Raw genomic sequence first — 18,674 nt, 5'->3', positions numbered from 1 at the left:
TAATTTCAGACCCTGATTTTATTTTATGTAAAAATGTAAAGTCAATTGAGTATTATTAATTTTAACAAACATATTTACAAAAGAAAGTAAGTATATTATAATAAATACATAAATGATATTGAATATCATTATCCTTTGTTAATGAAATTCGATATCTTATGTTAATGATCTTCATTTAGCTATACATAATCAACAGCTCATTAGTTTAGGAGGAGAAAATAAAGTGGGAGGGGAGTATAAATGCCAATTACCATGATAAGAGTTGGAGAATCAGGCAGCATTAAAAATATCACAGGCAATGATAATACCCGTCGACATTTGGAGAACCTGGGATTTGTCCAGGGGGAAAATGTAACTGTAGTAGCTGAAATTGCCGGAAATATGATAGTCAATATCAAAGATGCTCGAATTGCATTAAATAAAGCAATGGCAAATAAAATTATTGTGTAGTATGATTTTTCATTTATATTTAGGGAGGGAGTTAGAAACATGAAAACATTGAGAGATACAAAATGCGGTGAAAATGTCACTGTAGTTAAGGTTCACGGAAAGGGTGCCGTTAAACGTAGATTTATGGATATGGGACTTACAAAGGGGACAGAGATCTATATACGTAAGGTAGCTCCACTGGGAGATCCTGTTGAGATTAAGGTAAGAGGTTATGAGCTCAGCCTGAGGAAAGAAGAAGCGGAGATAGTAGAGATCAGTTAGTTGAGTATTTTAGGTAATTGACGCCGATTAGGAGGGATGTAAATGTCAATTAAAATTGCTCTTGCCGGTAATCCAAACAGCGGTAAGACTACAATGTTTAACGATTTAACCGGCAGCTCTCAGTATGTTGGTAACTGGCCGGGTGTTACAGTGGAGAAAAAAGAGGGAAAACTTAAGGGCCGTAAAGATGTTATTATTCAGGATTTGCCTGGTATTTATTCTCTTTCACCTTATACGTTGGAAGAAGTGGTTTCCAGAAATTATCTTATAAATGAAAAGCCGGATTCCATTATAGATATTGTTGATGGCAGTAATATTGAAAGAAATCTCTACCTTACTACACAGCTTATAGAAATTGGTGTACCTGTTGTAATGGCCTTGAATATGATCGATGTTGTAAGAAAAAATGGAGATACAATAAATATAAAAAAACTGGGAGATGCTCTTGGCTGTGAGGTAATAGAAACATCAGCGTTAAAAGGTATTGGTTCAAAGGAAGTAGCTGAAAGGGCTATAGAACTTGCTAAATCCAAAACAGCTTATTCTGCACCTCATATTTTTTCAGAGCCTCTGGAAAAAGCTTTAGCACAGATTGAAAGCATTGTCAGAGATAATATAAATGAAGTGAACGCCCGATGGATTTCCATAAAATTATTTGAACGGGATGAGAAGGTTCTAGAACAGGTAAGTCTCAGCGGGAATTTAAAAGAACGTATTGAAGAGATAATTTTAAGCTGTGAAAAGAAATTTGATGATGACAGTGAAAGCATTATTACCAATGAACGTTATTCCTATATAAGCAATCTTACAAAACAGGTACTGTACAGAAAAAATAAAGTCAAAGTTACAATGTCCGATAAAATTGATAAGATCATAACCAATCGAATTTTGGCCCTGCCTATTTTTGTGGCAATTATGTTTTTAGTTTATTATTTTTCCATTTCAACGGTAGGCGGTGCCATGACTGATTGGGTAAATGACAATTTATTTGGAGATTTTGTACCTAACAATGTAGAATGGATTTTAAACAGTATTGGGACGGCCGGCTGGCTGAATTCCTTTATCCTGGATGGTATTATTGCAGGAGTAGGCGCTGTGCTTGGGTTTGTACCTCAGATGGCAATGCTGTTTTTATGTCTTGCTATACTGGAAGACTGCGGTTATATGGCACGTATTGCATTTATAATGGACAGACTGTTTAGAAGGTTTGGGCTCTCAGGTAAATCCTTTATTCCGATTCTTATTGGGACAGGTTGTGGTGTACCTGGAATTATGTCCACCAGAACCATCGAAAATGAAAGTGATAGAAGAATGACGGTCATTGTAACTACATTTATTCCATGCAGCGCAAAGATTCCCATTATTGCACTTATTGCAGGTGCGCTTTTCCATGGAGCCGCTTGGGTTGCAACATCTGCATATTTTTTAGGAATTGCGGCAATTATTATTTCAGGTATTATTCTTAAAAAGACGAAGATTTTTTCGGGTGATCCAGCTCCTTTTATAATGGAACTTCCACCATATCATGTGCCGGGAGCAAAAGGTGTTTTAATCCATATGTGGGAGCGCTGCAAAGCTTTTATGAAAAAGGCGGGGACAGTAATACTTCTTGCCACGGTGCTTGTTTGGTTCCTTAGTTCCTTTAACTGGAGAATGCAGACAGTTGATATGGAACAGTCCATTCTTGCTAGTATAGGAAATGCAATTGCACCTATATTTGATCCGTTGGGCTGGGGAAATTGGAAGGCAGCAGTAGCTTCCATAACCGGATTGATGGCCAAGGAAAATGTGGTTGGAACTTTTGGAATACTTTATGGATTCTCTGAAGTTGCTGAAGATGGTGCACAGATGTGGGGGAACCTTCAAGCATCATTTTCGCTGCTTGGCGGATATTCACTTTTAGTTTTCAACTTGCTGTGTGCTCCTTGTTTTGCAGCTATGGGTGCAGTTCGTACAGAGATGAATTCAAGAAAATGGACGATGTTTTCCATTGGATATCAATGCGTATTTGCATATGTTGTATCCCTGATTATATTCCAGATTGGTTCATTTGTTACAGGGAAGGGATTTGGAATCGGTACAGCTGTAGCTATTCTTTTGATTATAGGATTACTTTATCTGATGTTTAGAAGACCTTACAGTGAGAGACATGGTGCCGAGGGTGTTGGAGAGCCTATAAGAGAAAAAGAGGTGGTATAATATGGCAACAGTTATAGTTTCAGTAGTATTGTTTGGCATAATTGGATTTTCTGCATACAAAACTTATAAGTCTCACAAAAGGGGCGGTGGCTGCAGCTGCGGCTGCTCGGGCTGCAGTAAATCCATTCAAAAATAAATTAATTTATAAAAAAGACATTGAATTAGTTCGATGTCTTTTTTACTATAAATTATTTTCAAGATGTTTTTTGGATTCTAAATACAGGACTTTTATAAACTTTTTAACGTTTATATGAATGGGGGTATTTGAAGAAATGTCATTTTGAAGCTGGAGCATTCTTTTTCTAACTTCAATGAAATCAAAAAATTCAGCAGCATATTTTTCAAATTTAGGATTGGAATAATCAGTGAGACCAAGGGAAGCTATATAATTTAATGACTGCATGACAGCTCTTCTGATTCTCTGCTCGGAAGCCTTAACTTCCTTCCGTACATTGATCAAACTACTATTTTCACTTAATTTTTCCTCTGCAATGTGAGTAAATAGTTCTTTAAGAGGAGGAAAAGTTGGAACTGTACTGGTTTTGTTATCGTTCTTATGGGTATATAAATATTTTATAATAGAAAGCAAATCCTTGCTTCCGCTTTCACCAATTACTCCTAAATCACTTAGGAGTAATTCACTGTATTCCAAAATGTTTTTATTTGTTGATATATTATTTTCTGAATTGTCTGTTTTTAAAGAGCTTATAGTATCCTGAATATGATTTATGGATTTTTCAAGTTTTATGTTAGAGATGACCCTTTTTATCACTTCAATAACCTCAATCTTATTTAGTGGTTTTGTAATATAATATTGAACTCCTAATAAATAGGCTTTGCCTATCATTTCTTTATTTTCTACTTGAGAGATCATTATTGATTTACCCTTAAAAGATGAATTTAGCTCGCTTATAGTTTGAAGGCCGTCTTTAATAGGCATTAAAAGATCAATTATCAATATGTCTACATTTTTATTGTGTAGAAAATCACTGCATATTAAAGAACCATTTACTGCTTCACCTACTACATTTCCCAAATTATTATTCTCGATAATTTCCTCCAGCATTGAACGAATGGCGTCATCGTCATCGGCGATAAAAAAGTTCATTATGTCATCCTCCTTACTAAACTTTTAATGGGAATTTCAATAGTAAAAATGGTTTGTTTATTTTTAGCTTCATTATTTAAAAAAATTTTACCTTTTAGGTTTGTAACTATTTCTTTTACATAAGAAAGACCTATGCCTGTAGAAGGTTCTCCGAGTTCGTTGTATTTTGTAGTATAACCTGGTTTAAAAATAAGCTCTCTTTTTCTTTCGGGTATTCCACTTCCGTTGTCCTCTACTTTAAACACAATTGAACTATATGTTTTGTGGATGTAAATTTTTATAATACCGTTCCTTTCTATGGATTCTACGGAATTTGACACCAAATTATTTATAATTGACATTACTGTATAGCTGTGAAGTTCCGGTATATTTGAAGATATATCTGTTAAAAATTCAATCTTCTTTCCAAGGGATGCAGCGTATTTTCTATTAGTTTTAATCATTATGCTGGCAATTTCAATTATATTCATGTAATCTTTAGAATCCTCAGATAAAATGATTTTTGAGAGACCTGCATATATTCTCTGATTGTCTTTTTTTATTTCATGTACTTGTCCAGCAATATTTAACAACTCTTGAGATAATTTTTTTGAATTAAAGTCAGAATGGTTATTCTGAAGCCTTTCATATAAATTATAGCAATTTCTTGTAATATTTTCAGCATAGGAAAGAGATTTTTTTAATTGTATGGATTCAGCGTATAAGTTTGAAATGAGTAAAAACATGTATCTGTTTTTCTCTTCTTTTTCTTTTACTATAGTCCTGGCTTCATTTAATTTTATTATATTAAAAAATCCAAGTACAAAAAAACTTCTTGTGATGGCAATGATAAAAATTAGTCCTAGGGTATATGCTGAAATTGAATTTTTAAGTACTAGAAATCGTATTAATAGCTCTGTGGTAGAGGAAGTTATATCTACAAAAGTAGCTATTATTCCTATTAAAAGAGGTCTATTATGAAAGTTATTTATTTTTATAATATACAGTAAATACGAAAATACCAGATAATAAAAAAAAGCTGGAAAATGTAGTAGAAAATCATTGTAAAATTGAAATCCACTTTTAAAAATATAATCAAGTGTGATTCTAAATACAACGGTAGATGTTCCAATTGCAATTCCATATGATACCAAAGGTATTTTTTTTACCCACAATAAAAAAAATAGAAATACTGCAGAACTGAAGCTTACACGAAAGGTGTTGTGAAATGGGTAGAATTTTAATTGACTTATTATGGGTAGTGAAAATGTCATTAGAATTAAAATATATAGATCGTCTTTTATGTTTTCATTAGTTTTCAAGTAGACACTCACCTCTTTAGCACAGTTTTAAGACATAAAACATTATACCATAAAATTGCAATTAATATTTGAAGTGTATGAAATAATATAGTCTTATATATTCATTAATTATAAAATTATAAAAATTTTTGTGTATATTGAAGTATAATATAGTAGTTTTTTATATATTGGCATGTAATATGTAATAAGAAAATGTTTTCAAAGATATTATATGATTTATTATACAGGGAGTGATTTAAAATGAAGAGAAAGATTAAATGTGGACTAGCCACTCAGATCCTCATAGGTCTTATACTTGGAGTAATAGTAGGGGCTGTGTTCTACGGGAATCCAAATGTTAGTAAAATTCTACAGCCTTTTGGAACTATTTTTATAAGGCTGATTAAAATGATAGTTATTCCGATTGTAGTGTCATGTCTTATAGTAGGTGTTGCTGGAGTGGGGGATCTAAAAAAGATAGGCATTTTGGCGCTGAAAGCAATAGTGTATTTTGAAGTGATGACCACTATTGCTTTGATTATAGGAGTTGTAGTTGCAAATGTATTTCATCCAGGTACGGGGATTGATATGAGTTCACTTTCAAAAACAAGCATTGCCAGTTATATGAGCACTGCTAAGGAAGCTAGTAATAAGGGATTCATAGATACTGTAATCAATATAGTTCCAAGTAATATTGCGGAATCTTTGAGTAAAGGAGATATGCTTCCTATTATATTTTTCTCAGTTATGTTCGGACTTGGCATCTCTGCTATTGGAGAAAGGGGAAAAATTCTATTAAAATTCTTTCAGGGTACAGCAGACACAATGTTTTGGGTAACGAATATGATTATGAAAACTGCACCTATTGGAGTATTTGCACTTATAGGAGTTACTGTATGTAATTTTGGGCTCAAGTCTCTTATACCTCTTGGTAAATTAACTATAGTGGTTTATTCAGCTATGATTTTATTCATATTGGTATTTATGGGAATAGCGGCAAAAATTGTAGGGAACAGTATATTTAAAATAATGAGAATACTAAAAGATGAAATTCTACTTGCCTTCAGTACTGCCAGTTCGGAAACAGTACTTCCAAAAATAATAGAGAAAATGGAAAAATACGGATGCCCAAATGCTGTTGTGTCCTTTGTAGTTCCTACAGGTTATACTTTTAATCTTGATGGATCCACTCTTTATCAATCAATTGCGGCTATATTCATAGCGCAGCTTTATGGTATACATCTTTCTATTGGAGCTCAGATAAGTCTGATAGTGGTGTTGATGATAACTTCAAAGGGCATGGCAGGTGTTCCTGGAGCCTCTTTTGTAGTATTACTTGCTACAGTAGGCACTGTAGGGCTTCCAGTAGAGGGGCTTGCTTTTATAGCCGGAATAGATCGTATTTTAGATATGGCAAGAACAGCAGTTAATGTTGTGGGAAATTCCCTTGCCAGTGTATTTGTTTCTACCTGGGAGCATAAATATGATAGAGAAAAAGGAAATAAATATTATGAAAGCATTATTAAAAATACGGATAAGGTGGACAGCAATATAACGGTCTAAAAGATATAAAGGTGAGAATATAAGAAATATTAAATTCTCACCTTTATATCTTTTTGTTATACATGAACTTTTAAAGATAAATTATATGAATTAATTAGCTAGATGTATCTATGATAAAATAACAGTATAAGATTGAAAATAAAGTTAAGAATAGTTTGAATATTAATTTATAACATTTAGAGGGGTAGAAAATGTGCTGTGTTACTTTTTGGGATAAAAATATAAAAATTCATGTGGAAAAAGGTACAAAACTTTTAGACTGTATAAGAGAAGCGGGTTTTGATGTAGAAACTTTCTGCGGAGGTTCTGGAAAATGTGGGAAATGTAAAGTTATAGCCTATGGAGAATTAAGTTCTAAAACTGCAGATGAATACAATTTGGCAGAAAAAGAAAATATCAGGTTATCCTGTATGGCTAAAGTTGAAGGTGATGTGAGTGTAGAACTCATTGAAAAAGAGGGGAACTTGAAAACTATAAATAGAGGTCATTGTAAGGATGTGGAAATAAGGAGCGGTTTTGAAAAACTGGAGCTATTTAAGAAGATTTCAGTAGATTCCAATGCAGACTATAAGGTGGTAAATTTAAATGTTCTAAAAAAAATGGGCCTGCTGAAGAAAGAAAAGCCGAAAGCAGTTCAAGGAATTCTATTTGAAAAAACTCTTTTGGATGTTGATGAGTACATAAAAAATATTCTGGGGGTCGCGGTGGATATAGGGACTACCGGTATATCTGCCTACCTTGTAAATTTAGAAAATGGTCAAGTGCTAAAAAGGGTTTCCGGTTTAAATCCCCAGACAAAATATGGTGGAGACGTAATTTCAAGAATAAATTATTCTATGGAAAATAAAGATGGAAGTGAAATTTTAAGCAGCTGCATAAGGGAAAAAATAGATTATATGATTGGAGAGCTAACACAAAAAGATTATCAGAGAAATAATATCTATAGAATTTCAATAGCTGCGAATACCACCATGCTTCATTTGTTTCTGGGAGTAAAAGCGGATTCCATAGCTGTATTTCCCTATGAGGCTGTATTTTTAAATACGCTGAATTTGAGAGCAGAAGAGCTTGATATACATATAAATGAACAGGGAATTGTAACAGTACTTCCTTCAGCTTCACCTTATATAGGGGCAGATATAATTTCAGGAATTACAGCTATAGATTTTCACAGAAAAACTAGGCCGTCTTTATTTATAGACATAGGGACTAATGGAGAAATAGTTGCCATATGCAGTGGGAAAATGGTAGCTTGTTCTACAGCGGCAGGTCCGGCACTTGAGGGAATGAATATTGACTGTGGAATGAGAGCAGAAGAGGGGGCTGTAGATAGTTTTGATATAAGTGAAAATTTTGAACTAAATTATACTACTATAGGGAACAGGGAAGCAGTTGGAATCTGCGGCAGTGCATTATTGGATATTGGGGCGGCTTTTTTAGAAAGAGGTATAATAACTAAAACCGGCAGGTTTAATAAAACACTCCCGGATAAAATCAGCGGCAGATTAGTAGAGAAAAGGTTCTACATAACAGATAAAGTATTTATATCACAGAGAGATATAAGGCAGATTCAATTGGCCAAAGGAGCTATATGCTCAGGTATGGAAATGCTTTTAAAAGAAATAAATATAGATATAAAGGATATAGAAGAAATAGTTATAGCAGGTGCCTTTGGATATCATATCAATGCAGAGAGTATAAAAAAGATAGGGCTTATACCAAAAGGTTTCAGAGGCAGTGTCAGCTTTGTGGGAAATTCTTCTGTAGAAGGAGCCAGGATGGTTCTTGTAAACGTGGATAAGCTTAAAGAAATGGAGGAAATAAGAAAAAATATAAGGATAGTAGAGCTTTCTGTAAAGGATGATTTTCAGGATTATTTTATAAAGGCGCTGAATTTTTAAAGGAGGTGAATAAATGGAATATGTTATTGATTTTAAATGTGTAACTGACAATGATGAGGAAATACCTGAAGAGGTAGTGCTGGATACCGGTGCCAATTTTCCACAGGTACATTATGATGGAGAAAGTATGGCAAGGCTTGCGCAGGCCATAAGAATATATAATAAAGATACTGTATCCATGGTACCCTTTTGTATGACTGTGGAAGCAGAAGCCCTTGGAGCACATATAAAAATGGGGGATAGGAAAAGGGGACCTAGAGTTTCAAATTATGTGTTTAAAAATATGGAAGATTTTAAGAAGATAAAACCAATTGATTTGAGCAAAGGCAGAATTAATCAGGTATTAAAAGCTGTAAATATTTTAAGCAGCAGTGGAGAGCAAACTGCATTAGCTGTCCAGGGACCATTTACTGTAATGAGTTCGCTGATGGATCCAAGGACGTTTTATAAAGCCATTAGAAAGGACAAAGCCAGCGTAGATGATTTTATGGAAGTGATTATAGACAGCATAGTATCTTTTGCAGAAGCTGGAATTGAAAATGGGGCAAAGATAATTTCTTTTGGAGATTCGGCAGGAACTTTGGATATACTTGGGCCCAGAATATATAAAAATTACAGCGGAAGATATAGTTATGAAGTCTTGAAAAAATTATATCCCAGATTGCAGGATGCCATTGTACATTTTTGTGGAATAACTTCGAGTTCCATGGATAAAGGCGGCTTTGTAACTTCTGAGCCCATTGAAGTGGAAAAGGGATTTACCTATGGAGAAGCGCTGAATTACATAATGGAAAATAGAAAGGATGTAAAAATAGTAGGCCATAACTGTATGAGGAAAACTCCAGCTAAGATGAAAACGTCTGTAGTTTGGAAGATAAATTTATAAATTAAAGGGAGAGGATATGAATGAGTATTAAAGAGGACTTGATAAAAGAATTGTCGGATTCCGTAGTGGACATGGAGGAAGAGAAGACAGTAAAAGCAGCTAACAAATGGGTAAAAAGTGGATTAAAGGCCTATGATGCCATAGATAAGGGATTGTCTGACGGCATGAATAGAGCGGGGGTCTTATATGAGCAGGAGGAATACTATATACCAGAACTTCTGATGTGTTCAGACGCCATGTATGCAGGTCTGGATGTGTTAAAGCCACATCTCAATAAGAGTGAGGAGGGTGATAAACATAAAGTGGTAATAGGAGTTGTAGAGGGGGATACCCACGATATAGGCAAAAACCTGGTGAAGATAATGATGGAAACTGAAGGGTTTGAGGTTATAGATTTGGGAAGAGATGTACCACCTATAGATTTTGTAAACAAAACAAAAGAAGTTGGAGCTGATATAATAGCACTATCTACTCTTATGACTACTACTATGGATGGAATGGATCAGGTTATAAAGTTGCTGAAAAAAGAGGGGATAAGAGATAGAGTAAAGGTAATGATAGGCGGTGGGCCTATTTCTCAAAGCTTTGCAGATAAAATAGGAGCTGATATATACACTACAGATGCATCTAAAGCTGCTAAAACCGCAAGAAAAATGTTTGCAAAAGGTGGTGTGATGAGTGAGAGATAAGATGACGCCCATGGAGAGAGCATCAGCCCTGGCAAAGGGAAAAGATGTTGACAGGCTATCCTGTAATCCCAATATAGCAAATGGAGTTGCCCGTATTTACGGTTGTAAAATATCTGACTTTAATACCGGCGGGAAAGCTATAGCTGAATCCCAGATAGCGGCTTATAGAAGGTTTGGCATGGATGGTGTGAGGGTATTTACCGATCTGTATGTTTGGGCTGAGGCTATGGGAGCAGAATTAGTGCTTCCGGAAGACAATACGGCAGATTTGTTAAAGCCGGCTTTAGAGGATGTTAAAGATATAGACAAGCTTAAAGTGGCAAATCCGTACAAAGACGGCAGACTGCCTGTTTTTATAGAGGCCATGAAATATTTGGTGGATGCTATTGGAAAAGAAGTACCCTGTTCAGGGGGTATAGTGGGACCATTTTCAAATGCTTTCTTTTTAATAGGAGTGGACAAGATGACGAGGCTTTTATTGAAAAATCCTGAGGCAGTTCATAAATTGTGTAAAATATCTCTTGAAAATTGTATAGAGTATACAAAAGTTATTATAGAAAATGGCCTTACGCCGACTATATCGGAACCTCTGGCTTCCTGTACGGTAGTAAATCCAAAACATTTCAGAGAATTTTGTGCTCCATACCTGAAGGAGCTTGTTAGATTTATAAAATCAAAGGGCTCAGGCTGTACGCTTCATATATGCGGAAATACGAAAAAAATATGGAATGATGTTGGCAGTATGGCAGAAGATGGAGTTACAGGTTTTAGTATGGACAATGTAGTAAGCCTTGCGGAGTGCAGCAGGACTATTGGAGATAAGATGAAAATACTTGGAAATGTAGATCCTTCCGGCATAATGTATGCAGGTACCAGAAATGATATAAGAAATGCAGTTGTAGAAGCTGTAGAGGAAGGGTATAATACTCCTAAAGGTTACGTGGTTATGTCAGGGTGCAGCCTTCCAGTGGAGACACCTTTTGAAAATATACAGACCATGATGGATACTGTAAGAGAAATAGGCTATCCAGTGAATGTAGAGAAACTGGAAAAGATGAAGGTAAAGTAGGTGGTTTTACATGTTGACTCCAAAAGAACGATTGAAGTTGGTTTTGAAAAAATCTAAGGTTGACAGACCGCCTTGTATATGTCCCGGCGGAATGATGAACATGGCAATAAGTGAGATCATGGATCTAACAGGATACAGCTGGCCAAGAGCTCACGTTGATGAGAAATTTATGGCGGAGCTTGCTGCGGGAATTTATGAATATGGAGGATTTGAAAATGTTGGAGTCCCGTTTTGCATGACTGTGGAAGCGGAAGCTATGGGTGCAGAAATTTCTCTTGGCAGCAAGATAAATGAACCCAGAGTTATTGAATATCCCATAAATTCCGTAAGCAGCTGGAAAGAATTGAAAAATATGGATATGAACAGCGGAAGGGCCAAGGTGGTTTTAGAAGCTATAAGAATTTTAAGAGAGAAAAAATTACCTGTGCCTATCATGGCAAATTTGACGGGACCTATAAGCGTTGCATCTTCTCTAATGGAACCGGAGATATTCTACAAGGAAATTATAAGAAAAAGTGAAGAAACCCGGGAGTTTCTAGAATTTGTTACCGATAATCTTATAGAATTTGGTAAGGCACAGCTGAAGGCTGGTGCTGATCTGCTTACTATATCGGATCCCAGCGGTACGGGGGAAATAATGGGTCCCAGGAACTTTAGGAACTTTACACTTCCCTATTTGAATAAAATTGTGGATTCCCTGAAGGAGTATACTGAGTATGGAATTATAGTACATATATGCGGGAGGCTGAGAAGTATATACCCTGAATTAAATGAGCTCCACAGTGATGCCATAAGTTTTGATTCCATCACCAGTGTAAAGCAGATATGCAGCAATGTTAAAAACAAAGCCATAATGGGGAATATGAGTACATTTTCTCTTGAAAATTCTAAACCGGAGTATATTAGAAAGATGTGTTTCAACTGTATTGAATCGGGAGTGGATATACTGGCACCTGCTTGTGGAATAGGTCCTAAAACACCACTTATAAACATACAGACCATGGTAAAGGCAGCAAAGGATTTTAAGGAATTGTATACTTCATAGCACTATATTTAAACTTTGAATCATAGGGGGAATTGATTTGAAAGATAAGTTTGTAATTGGAGTGGATCTGGGCGGCACAAAAATTTGTGCTGCCTTGGTGAGTTTAAAGGGCAGTATTATATATGAGAAGACAATTCCAACTAATGTGCAGGAAGGCGACGCGGCTATATTGAGTAATATGGCAGCTCTTATAGAGGGCATAATAAAAAAATGTGAATTAAGTATGAATGAAATAAAGGGTATTGGAATTGGCGCACCAGGACCTCTTAATTTAGTTAATGGTGAAATAATATGTACTCCTAATTTACCTTTTAAAAACTTCAATATTGTGAATCCATTGAGAAGTAAATTTAATGTTCCCGTCTATCTGGACAATGATGCAAATGCTGCGGCCATAGGAGAATACATGTTTGGAGCAGGAAGAGGCAGCAGAAATATGATATTTATAACAGTTTCTACAGGAATAGGGGCAGGAGCGGTGCTTAACGGTGATATATACAGAGGGAATACTCAAAATGCACTGGAAGTGGGGCATATGACTCTGAAAGAAGACGGACCTCTGTGCAATTGCGGCAACAGGGGTTGTGCAGAAGTTCTGGCATCAGGCACTGCTATTGCAAGAGAAGCAAAAAGGGTTGTAAAAGAGGGAACAGTTACATCCCTTTGTAAGTATAAAAATATAACTGCAAAAGAAGTTTTTAAAGAGGCAAAGCTTGGTGACCATAGAGCTAAAGAGATATTGAATAGGGCTTTGAATTATTTGGGAATATGTGTAGCCAATGTAATGAATTGTTTTGATCCGGAAGTATTGATAATAGGAGGTGGTGTTTCAGAAGGAGATAGTATGGTTATTGATGAGGTGAAAAGAGTGGTGAAGAAAAGATGCTTTAAAATTATAAGTGAAAACACTAAAATATGTAAGGCCGAATTGGGAACCAATGCAGGTGTTATAGGTGCAGCTGCATTGGCGATTTTGGAATCTAAAAAAGTATAGAAAATATTTTATAAGTGCAAAAATACCATTTTATAAGTAAAAAGCTTGACAAGATCAAGAAAATTTTACTTTTACTATGAAAAAAATGTTATTGTAGACTATCTGTTGCAGCTGAAGTAGAATTTTTAATTTGCCCACCGGTTTCTCTTAGGATTTCTTTTAATTTTTGGGAATCAAAGGAATCAGAATTTATTACCACTTTATAATTTGTGTTTTCAATTTCTCTTGAATTCCCATAACCTCCCAGTAAGGGGCTTCCCGAAGTACGTACTTTCTGAGACGAGTTACGTGAAAATCTATCGGAATTTATTACATTTGAAAAATTTATATCAGGTTCTAAGTCTGAATTTGCATTGTATAGATCTATGTAGTTATCATTTAAATCTACGATTGCATTTTGGAAACCTGCATTTTTTAATTTTTTAACTGCATCATTTGCATTTTTTATACCGTTGTAATAGATTTCAATTCTCATTTTAAAATCACTCCCTATAAAAGTAAAATTTTAAGTTTAGAATTATTTTTTCCACTTATATGAAAATTATTCAATGCCTTTATTTTAAGTGTCCTATTTTATATAGTTACATATTTATATATTGAGGTGATTTTATTGAAAGCGGATGCTGTATTTGAAGGTGGAGGAATAAAGGGAATAGGACTTATAGGTGCTGTATGTTATTTTGAAAAAATGGGATATAGGTGGAATAGATTTGCAGGAACTTCTGCAGGAGCAATTATAGCTTCTCTTCTTGCTGTTGGATATACAGGCGAGGAGCTTAAGAATATAATGATGAATTTAGATGAAAAGATGTTTTTAAAAAAAAAGGACATATGGAAAATATCCATGATTAAAAAGACCATTTCACTTTTTAAGGATAAGGGCATATATTCTACGGGAGCCATAGAAAAGTATATAGAGGAACTTTTGTTGAAAAAAGGCAAAGTGACTTTTGGAGATATAAGTACTGACAATAAGTCACCCCTTAAAATAATAGCATCTGATGTGACGAAAAAATCCATGCTCATACTGCCGGATGACTTAGTAAATTATGGAATAAATCCTATGAAATTTAAAATAGCTGAGGCAGTGAGGATGAGTATAAGTATTCCACTATATTTTAAACCGGTGAAGCTCTATTATGGAAATAAATACAGCTATATAGTAGATGGTGGATTACTCAGCAATTTTCCAATATGGATATTCGACACAAAAGATATTCCGGCTTGGCCTACTATAGGTTTTAAATTGACAGAAAAGAATGTCAACCATAATGAGTCCAAAAAGATGGATTTTATTTCATATCTGTTTGATATAATTGGGACTATATTTGATAAAAACGAAGAAGTTTATGTAAAAGATAAGTATGCAGTGAGAACGGTGTTTATTCCCACACTGGGTGTTAAAACCACAGAATTCAACATATCCAGGGATATGAGGTTGAAATTGTTTGAATCAGGCTATAAAAGCGCTCAGCGTTTTTTGCACCTCTGGGATTTTGACAATTATATAAGGGAGTATGTAGTTGAGAAATAAATTGTTGAATTATATTGTCATTGTGGTAATATTTATATATAATGTGGTAATATCTATACATGTAATGCTAAAAGGTTACAGTAATAAGGGGAGATAAGTATGAATTTTTATATTTATAATACTATGAGTAGAAAAAAAGAGAAATTTATTCCTGTGCATAAGGGAAAAGTTGGAATTTATACTTGTGGTCCTACAGTTTATAATTATGCTCATATAGGAAATTTAAGGACTTATATATTTGAAGATGTATTAAAAAAATCTCTTGAATATGATTCCTATAAAGCAAAACATGTTATGAATGTAACAGATGTAGGACATTTACAATCCGATGCGGATACAGGTGAAGATAAGATGCAGATAGGGGCAGAGCGTGAAAATAAAACCGTATGGGAAATTGCAAAATTTTACGAAGATGCTTTTTTTGAAGACTGCAGGAAACTCAATATAAAAAAACCTGATGTGGTCTGCAAAGCAACGGAACATATCCAGGATATGATAAATTTAATCAAAAGACTAGAGGAAAGGGGGTATACTTATATATCCAATGGAAATGTTTATTACTCCATTGACAAGTTTAAAGATTACAATAAGCTTGCGCATCTGAGTATGGAAGAGTTGGAAGCAGGGAGCAGAGTAGAAGTGGATGAAAATAAAAAGAATCCATTGGATTTTGTACTGTGGTTCACGAATTCTAAATTTAAAAATCAGATAATGCAGTGGGATTCGCCATGGGGAAGGGGATTTCCAGGATGGCATATAGAGTGTTCTGCTATGTCAATGAAATATCTTGGTGAAAGAATAGATATACACTGCGGAGGAGTGGATCATATTCCGGTACATCATACTAATGAAATAGCTCAATCAGATGCAGCAGTAGGCCATACATGTGTAAATTATTGGATGCACGGAGAATTTTTGGTTACAAGTGGGGGAAAGATGTCTAAATCGAGTGGAGAATTTCTAACATTATCAAAAATTGAAGAACATGGATTTTCTCCACTGGACTACAGATATTTTTGCCTTCAATCAAGATATAGAAAGCAGTTGATATTTAGTTACAGTGCTCTTAAGCAGGCACGATCTTCTTATAATAAATTGAGAGAAAGAATAGCTTCCATAATTTCATGCGTAAAAGAAAATGAAAGAGCTGATGAAAAATTAATAGACAGCTATAAATTAAAATTCAAAGAACAGATATTTGACGATTTAAATATGCCAAATGCATTTACAGTGCTGTTTGAAGTTATAAAGGACGATGGACTTACAAATAGAGAGAAAGAGATATTGATAAAAAGTTTTGACACTGTCCTTTCGCTGGATTTGTTAAAGACCGATAATAGCAAATTAGAGAATATAGATGAAAATTTAGTAAACAAATTAATAGCTGAGAGAGAAGAAGCGAGAAATAACAAAAATTGGTCTAAAGCTGATGAAATTAGAAATAAACTTAAGGATTTGGGCATAGAGATACTGGATTCAAAAAATGGAACCACGTGGAAAGTAAGAAGATAAATATTAATTTTATATAAAATTACATTTTACAATAGATAATTTTAAACATAGTAAAAACACTGTTCAGATAATTTGTATTATACTGCAGCAGTGTTTTTAAGTGTCAATTTCTAGTCTAAAATATATTTATAAAAAATTAATAATAAAATGTGATAATGAACTTTTCATATAAGTATAAATAAGTATACTAATACAGAGGTTATAATATGAAATGGTTTATTAATATACATAAAATTAAAAAAAGGACTATTTTACTACTTCTGGCTTTACTTTATATAACTGTATTAATTTGCTTTGGAATTATCTATTGGGATATTGCAAATGACTCCAATGGAGAATTTTTTATATTTCAGAATGATATAAATATAGATAGAAAAATAGAGATTTTTAAAAGGAATTTGAATATTGAAGTATGTAGTAATGAATTAAAAAACAGCATAAAAAGCTTATTATTGTCCAGTGAATATAAAAGGCCTGTTGCAAAAGTGGAAACAGTAGATGATTCGGTCATCTCTGTCAACGTGTTTTCTTTTGAAAAAGTTTTAGGTTGGGAGTGGGCTGATTATTATTACTTGCTGTTTAAAAATGCAGGGATCACCCATATTGCCGTAAAAAATTTAGGCCAAGATAAAATAAGTGGGGGATTTGACAGCTATAAAATAAAGGTGGATTTTTATAAGATGACTGAAGATTTAAAAGATTTTAAGGGTTATCCGGAAAGCTATGATGATGATTTTAAAAAAATATTTACCAAGTATATGTGGGTGAATGAATATCCATTACTGTACAATGAGTTTCCTGGAAAGGGTTATTTTTATTATCCGTTAAATTTTTATTTTCCAGAGCTTGTAAAAAACTCTATATCTTTTTTAGATGGCAGTCCTCTAGTACTTAAATCAATAGTAGATGAAAATCTTAAATACCCACTGTGGAATTTTATGTATTTCAGTGCAGTGACTATGACTACACTGGGATATGGAGATATTGTACCTAACTCAACTATAGTACGTATTTTAGTTATGTTAGAAACTGTATTTGGGGTGACTATCGTGGGCATGTTTGCTTCATGTTTATTTTGGAACAAGGAGTGACGTCTAAAAATTTTATATGCATATATGTCTTTTATAAGTTTTTTAGACGTTTTAAAGATGTAATTAATTTATAATTATCGTAGATTTAACATTAAACGAGGGTTTAGGGGGAAGTTAAGATGTCAAAATTGGTAGAATGTGTCCCAAATTTTAGCGAAGGCAGGAATGTGGAAATAATTGAAAGCATTGTAGATGAAGTTAGAAAAGTTGAAGGTGTAAAACTCCTGGACTATTCTTCAGATAAAGATCACAATAGATCTGTAGTGACTTTTTTAGGGGTTCCAGATGAAGTGGAAAAAGCTGCTTTTAATCTCATAAGAAGGGCAGCTGAACTTATAGATATGAGAAAGCATAGAGGTGCACATCCTAGGATGGGTGCCACGGATGTAGTGCCATTTATACCGATTAAGGATGTCACAACAGAAGAATGTGTAGAAATTTCACAAAGATTGGGCAAAAAAGTGGGGGATGAATTGAGGATACCTGTTTATTTATATGAAGATGCTGCTAGCTGTGCAGAAAGGAAAAATTTAGCAAATATAAGAAAAGGCCAGTATGAAGGATTTTTTGAAAAAATAAAACAGCCTGAATGGAAACCGGATTTTGGACCGGATGAGATAAACGTGAAGAGCGGTGCAACTGTTATAGGTGCCAGATTTCCACTTGTAGCATATAATATAAATTTGGGTACTGATGATGTGGAAGTTGCCAACGCCATAGCTCGAAAAATAAGATACATAGGAGGAGGACTCAGGTATGTTAAAGCTGTAGGTGTAAAGGTAACGGAGAGAAATATAGTACAGGTATCTATGAATCTAGTAAATTATGAAAAGACACCTATTTATGCTGCCCAGGAAATGGTCAAAATGGAGGCAAAAAGATACGGCGTACCTGTAGTAGGAAGTGAAGTTATAGGTCTAGTTCCAATGAAAGCTCTGATAGATTGTGCAGAATATTATCTTCAAATAGAAAATTTTAATATGAGCCAGGTGTTGGAATCCAGAATAAGCGGATAAAGTGATTCTTAGGTTCAGATGGAGTTTTCTAATAAGGAATGTTTTTCTCCACCTGAACCTTTTTTGGAAAATTTTC

18 protein-coding genes are annotated in these 18,674 nt (G+C 34.4%); 15 read left to right on the top strand and 3 right to left on the bottom strand.

What is annotated here, in order from left to right; genetic code table 11:
* Window positions 1–240 precede the first annotated feature (240 nt).
* Genes LN736_RS13430 through LN736_RS13415 form a run of 4 tightly spaced genes read left to right on the top strand, consistent with a single transcriptional unit; the run spans window position 241 to window position 3,046 of the window.
* Window positions 241–450, top strand: coding sequence for a FeoA family protein (locus LN736_RS13430; protein WP_106008614.1), 210 nt, complete (start codon window positions 241–243; stop codon window positions 448–450).
* A 39-nt stretch (window positions 451–489) separates the two neighbouring features.
* On the top strand, window positions 490–711 hold the full coding sequence (locus LN736_RS13425; RefSeq protein WP_150356714.1) for a FeoA family protein: 222 nt from the start codon (window positions 490–492) through the stop codon (window positions 709–711).
* Between the two features lie 42 nt (window positions 712–753).
* Entirely contained in the window at window positions 754–2,910 is a 2,157-nt protein-coding gene (gene feoB, locus LN736_RS13420) for a ferrous iron transport protein B (RefSeq protein WP_229981717.1), read from the top strand.
* 1 nt (window position 2,911) lies between these two features.
* The gene (locus LN736_RS13415) at window positions 2,912–3,046 is read left to right on the top strand and encodes a FeoB-associated Cys-rich membrane protein (protein ID WP_150356716.1); all 135 of its coding nucleotides are present in this window, start codon (window positions 2,912–2,914) and stop codon (window positions 3,044–3,046) included.
* Window positions 3,047–3,091: 45 nt separating this feature from the next.
* Here the strand turns inward: LN736_RS13415 and LN736_RS13410 are convergent, their stop codons facing one another.
* On the bottom strand, window positions 3,092–4,018 hold the full coding sequence (locus LN736_RS13410) for a response regulator (protein WP_150356717.1): 927 nt from the start codon (window positions 4,016–4,018) through the stop codon (window positions 3,092–3,094).
* A complete protein-coding gene (locus LN736_RS13405; protein ID WP_229981716.1) occupies window positions 4,018–5,319 on the bottom strand; it encodes a sensor histidine kinase in 1,302 nt (433 codons plus the stop codon). The genes LN736_RS13410 and LN736_RS13405 overlap by 1 nt, the downstream gene beginning before the upstream one ends.
* 240 nt (window positions 5,320–5,559) lie before the next feature.
* Here LN736_RS13405 and LN736_RS13400 point away from each other — a divergent pair, with 240 nt between their 5' ends.
* From LN736_RS13400 to LN736_RS13370, 7 genes are all read left to right on the top strand, one after another.
* Window positions 5,560–6,861, top strand: a complete 1,302-nt coding sequence (locus LN736_RS13400; RefSeq protein ID WP_229981715.1) for a cation:dicarboxylate symporter family transporter — start codon at window positions 5,560–5,562, stop codon at window positions 6,859–6,861.
* Window positions 6,862–7,052: 191 nt separating this feature from the next.
* The gene (locus LN736_RS13395) at window positions 7,053–8,762 is read left to right on the top strand and encodes an ASKHA domain-containing protein (protein ID WP_229981714.1); all 1,710 of its coding nucleotides are present in this window, start codon (window positions 7,053–7,055) and stop codon (window positions 8,760–8,762) included.
* 13 nt (window positions 8,763–8,775) lie between these two features.
* Window positions 8,776–9,648: a uroporphyrinogen decarboxylase family protein gene (locus tag LN736_RS13390; RefSeq protein ID WP_150357198.1), complete on the top strand. Its 873-nt coding sequence runs from the start codon at window positions 8,776–8,778 to the stop codon at window positions 9,646–9,648.
* A 20-nt stretch (window positions 9,649–9,668) separates the two neighbouring features.
* Window positions 9,669–10,337 carry a corrinoid protein gene (locus LN736_RS13385; protein ID WP_150357197.1) on the top strand — a complete coding sequence of 223 codons (669 nt, stop codon included), beginning with the start codon at window positions 9,669–9,671 and terminating at the stop codon, window positions 10,335–10,337.
* On the top strand, window positions 10,327–11,406 hold the full coding sequence (locus LN736_RS13380) for a uroporphyrinogen decarboxylase family protein (protein ID WP_229981713.1): 1,080 nt from the start codon (window positions 10,327–10,329) through the stop codon (window positions 11,404–11,406). Before LN736_RS13385 ends, LN736_RS13380 begins: the two co-directional genes overlap by 11 nt.
* Before the next feature lie 10 nt (window positions 11,407–11,416).
* Window positions 11,417–12,451, top strand: coding sequence for a methylcobamide:CoM methyltransferase MtbA (locus LN736_RS13375; protein ID WP_229981712.1), 1,035 nt, complete (start codon window positions 11,417–11,419; stop codon window positions 12,449–12,451).
* A 37-nt stretch (window positions 12,452–12,488) separates the two neighbouring features.
* On the top strand, window positions 12,489–13,445 hold the full coding sequence (locus tag LN736_RS13370) for an ROK family protein (protein WP_150357194.1): 957 nt from the start codon (window positions 12,489–12,491) through the stop codon (window positions 13,443–13,445).
* A gap of 88 nt (window positions 13,446–13,533) precedes the next feature.
* On the opposite strand, the gene LN736_RS13365 is transcribed toward LN736_RS13370, so the two are convergent.
* Complete coding sequence (locus tag LN736_RS13365) at window positions 13,534–13,920, bottom strand: hypothetical protein (protein ID WP_229981711.1); 387 nt, start codon at window positions 13,918–13,920, stop codon at window positions 13,534–13,536.
* A gap of 135 nt (window positions 13,921–14,055) precedes the next feature.
* On the opposite strand from LN736_RS13365, the gene LN736_RS13360 reads away from it, so the two are divergent.
* The 4 genes from LN736_RS13360 to ftcD all read left to right on the top strand — a co-directional run bounded on the left by LN736_RS13360 (window position 14,056) and on the right by ftcD (window position 18,598).
* A complete protein-coding gene (locus tag LN736_RS13360; protein WP_150357192.1) occupies window positions 14,056–14,979 on the top strand; it encodes a patatin-like phospholipase family protein in 924 nt (307 codons plus the stop codon).
* A 99-nt stretch (window positions 14,980–15,078) separates the two neighbouring features.
* The gene (gene cysS, locus LN736_RS13355; protein ID WP_229981710.1) at window positions 15,079–16,491 is read left to right on the top strand and encodes a cysteine--tRNA ligase; all 1,413 of its coding nucleotides are present in this window, start codon (window positions 15,079–15,081) and stop codon (window positions 16,489–16,491) included.
* A 206-nt stretch (window positions 16,492–16,697) separates the two neighbouring features.
* The gene (locus LN736_RS13350; RefSeq protein WP_150357190.1) at window positions 16,698–17,582 is read left to right on the top strand and encodes a potassium channel family protein; all 885 of its coding nucleotides are present in this window, start codon (window positions 16,698–16,700) and stop codon (window positions 17,580–17,582) included.
* A gap of 119 nt (window positions 17,583–17,701) precedes the next feature.
* A complete protein-coding gene (gene ftcD / locus LN736_RS13345) occupies window positions 17,702–18,598 on the top strand; it encodes a glutamate formimidoyltransferase (RefSeq protein ID WP_229981709.1) in 897 nt (298 codons plus the stop codon).
* The last annotated feature ends 76 nt before the right edge of the window (window positions 18,599–18,674 follow it).

The organism is Clostridium aromativorans, from assembly GCF_020908015.1.
In the GTDB taxonomy this organism is placed as follows: domain Bacteria; phylum Bacillota; class Clostridia; order Clostridiales; family Clostridiaceae; genus Clostridium_B; species Clostridium_B aromativorans.
Note: the sequence above shows the minus strand (reverse complement) of the source record. Positions and strands in the feature narration are given on the sequence as shown.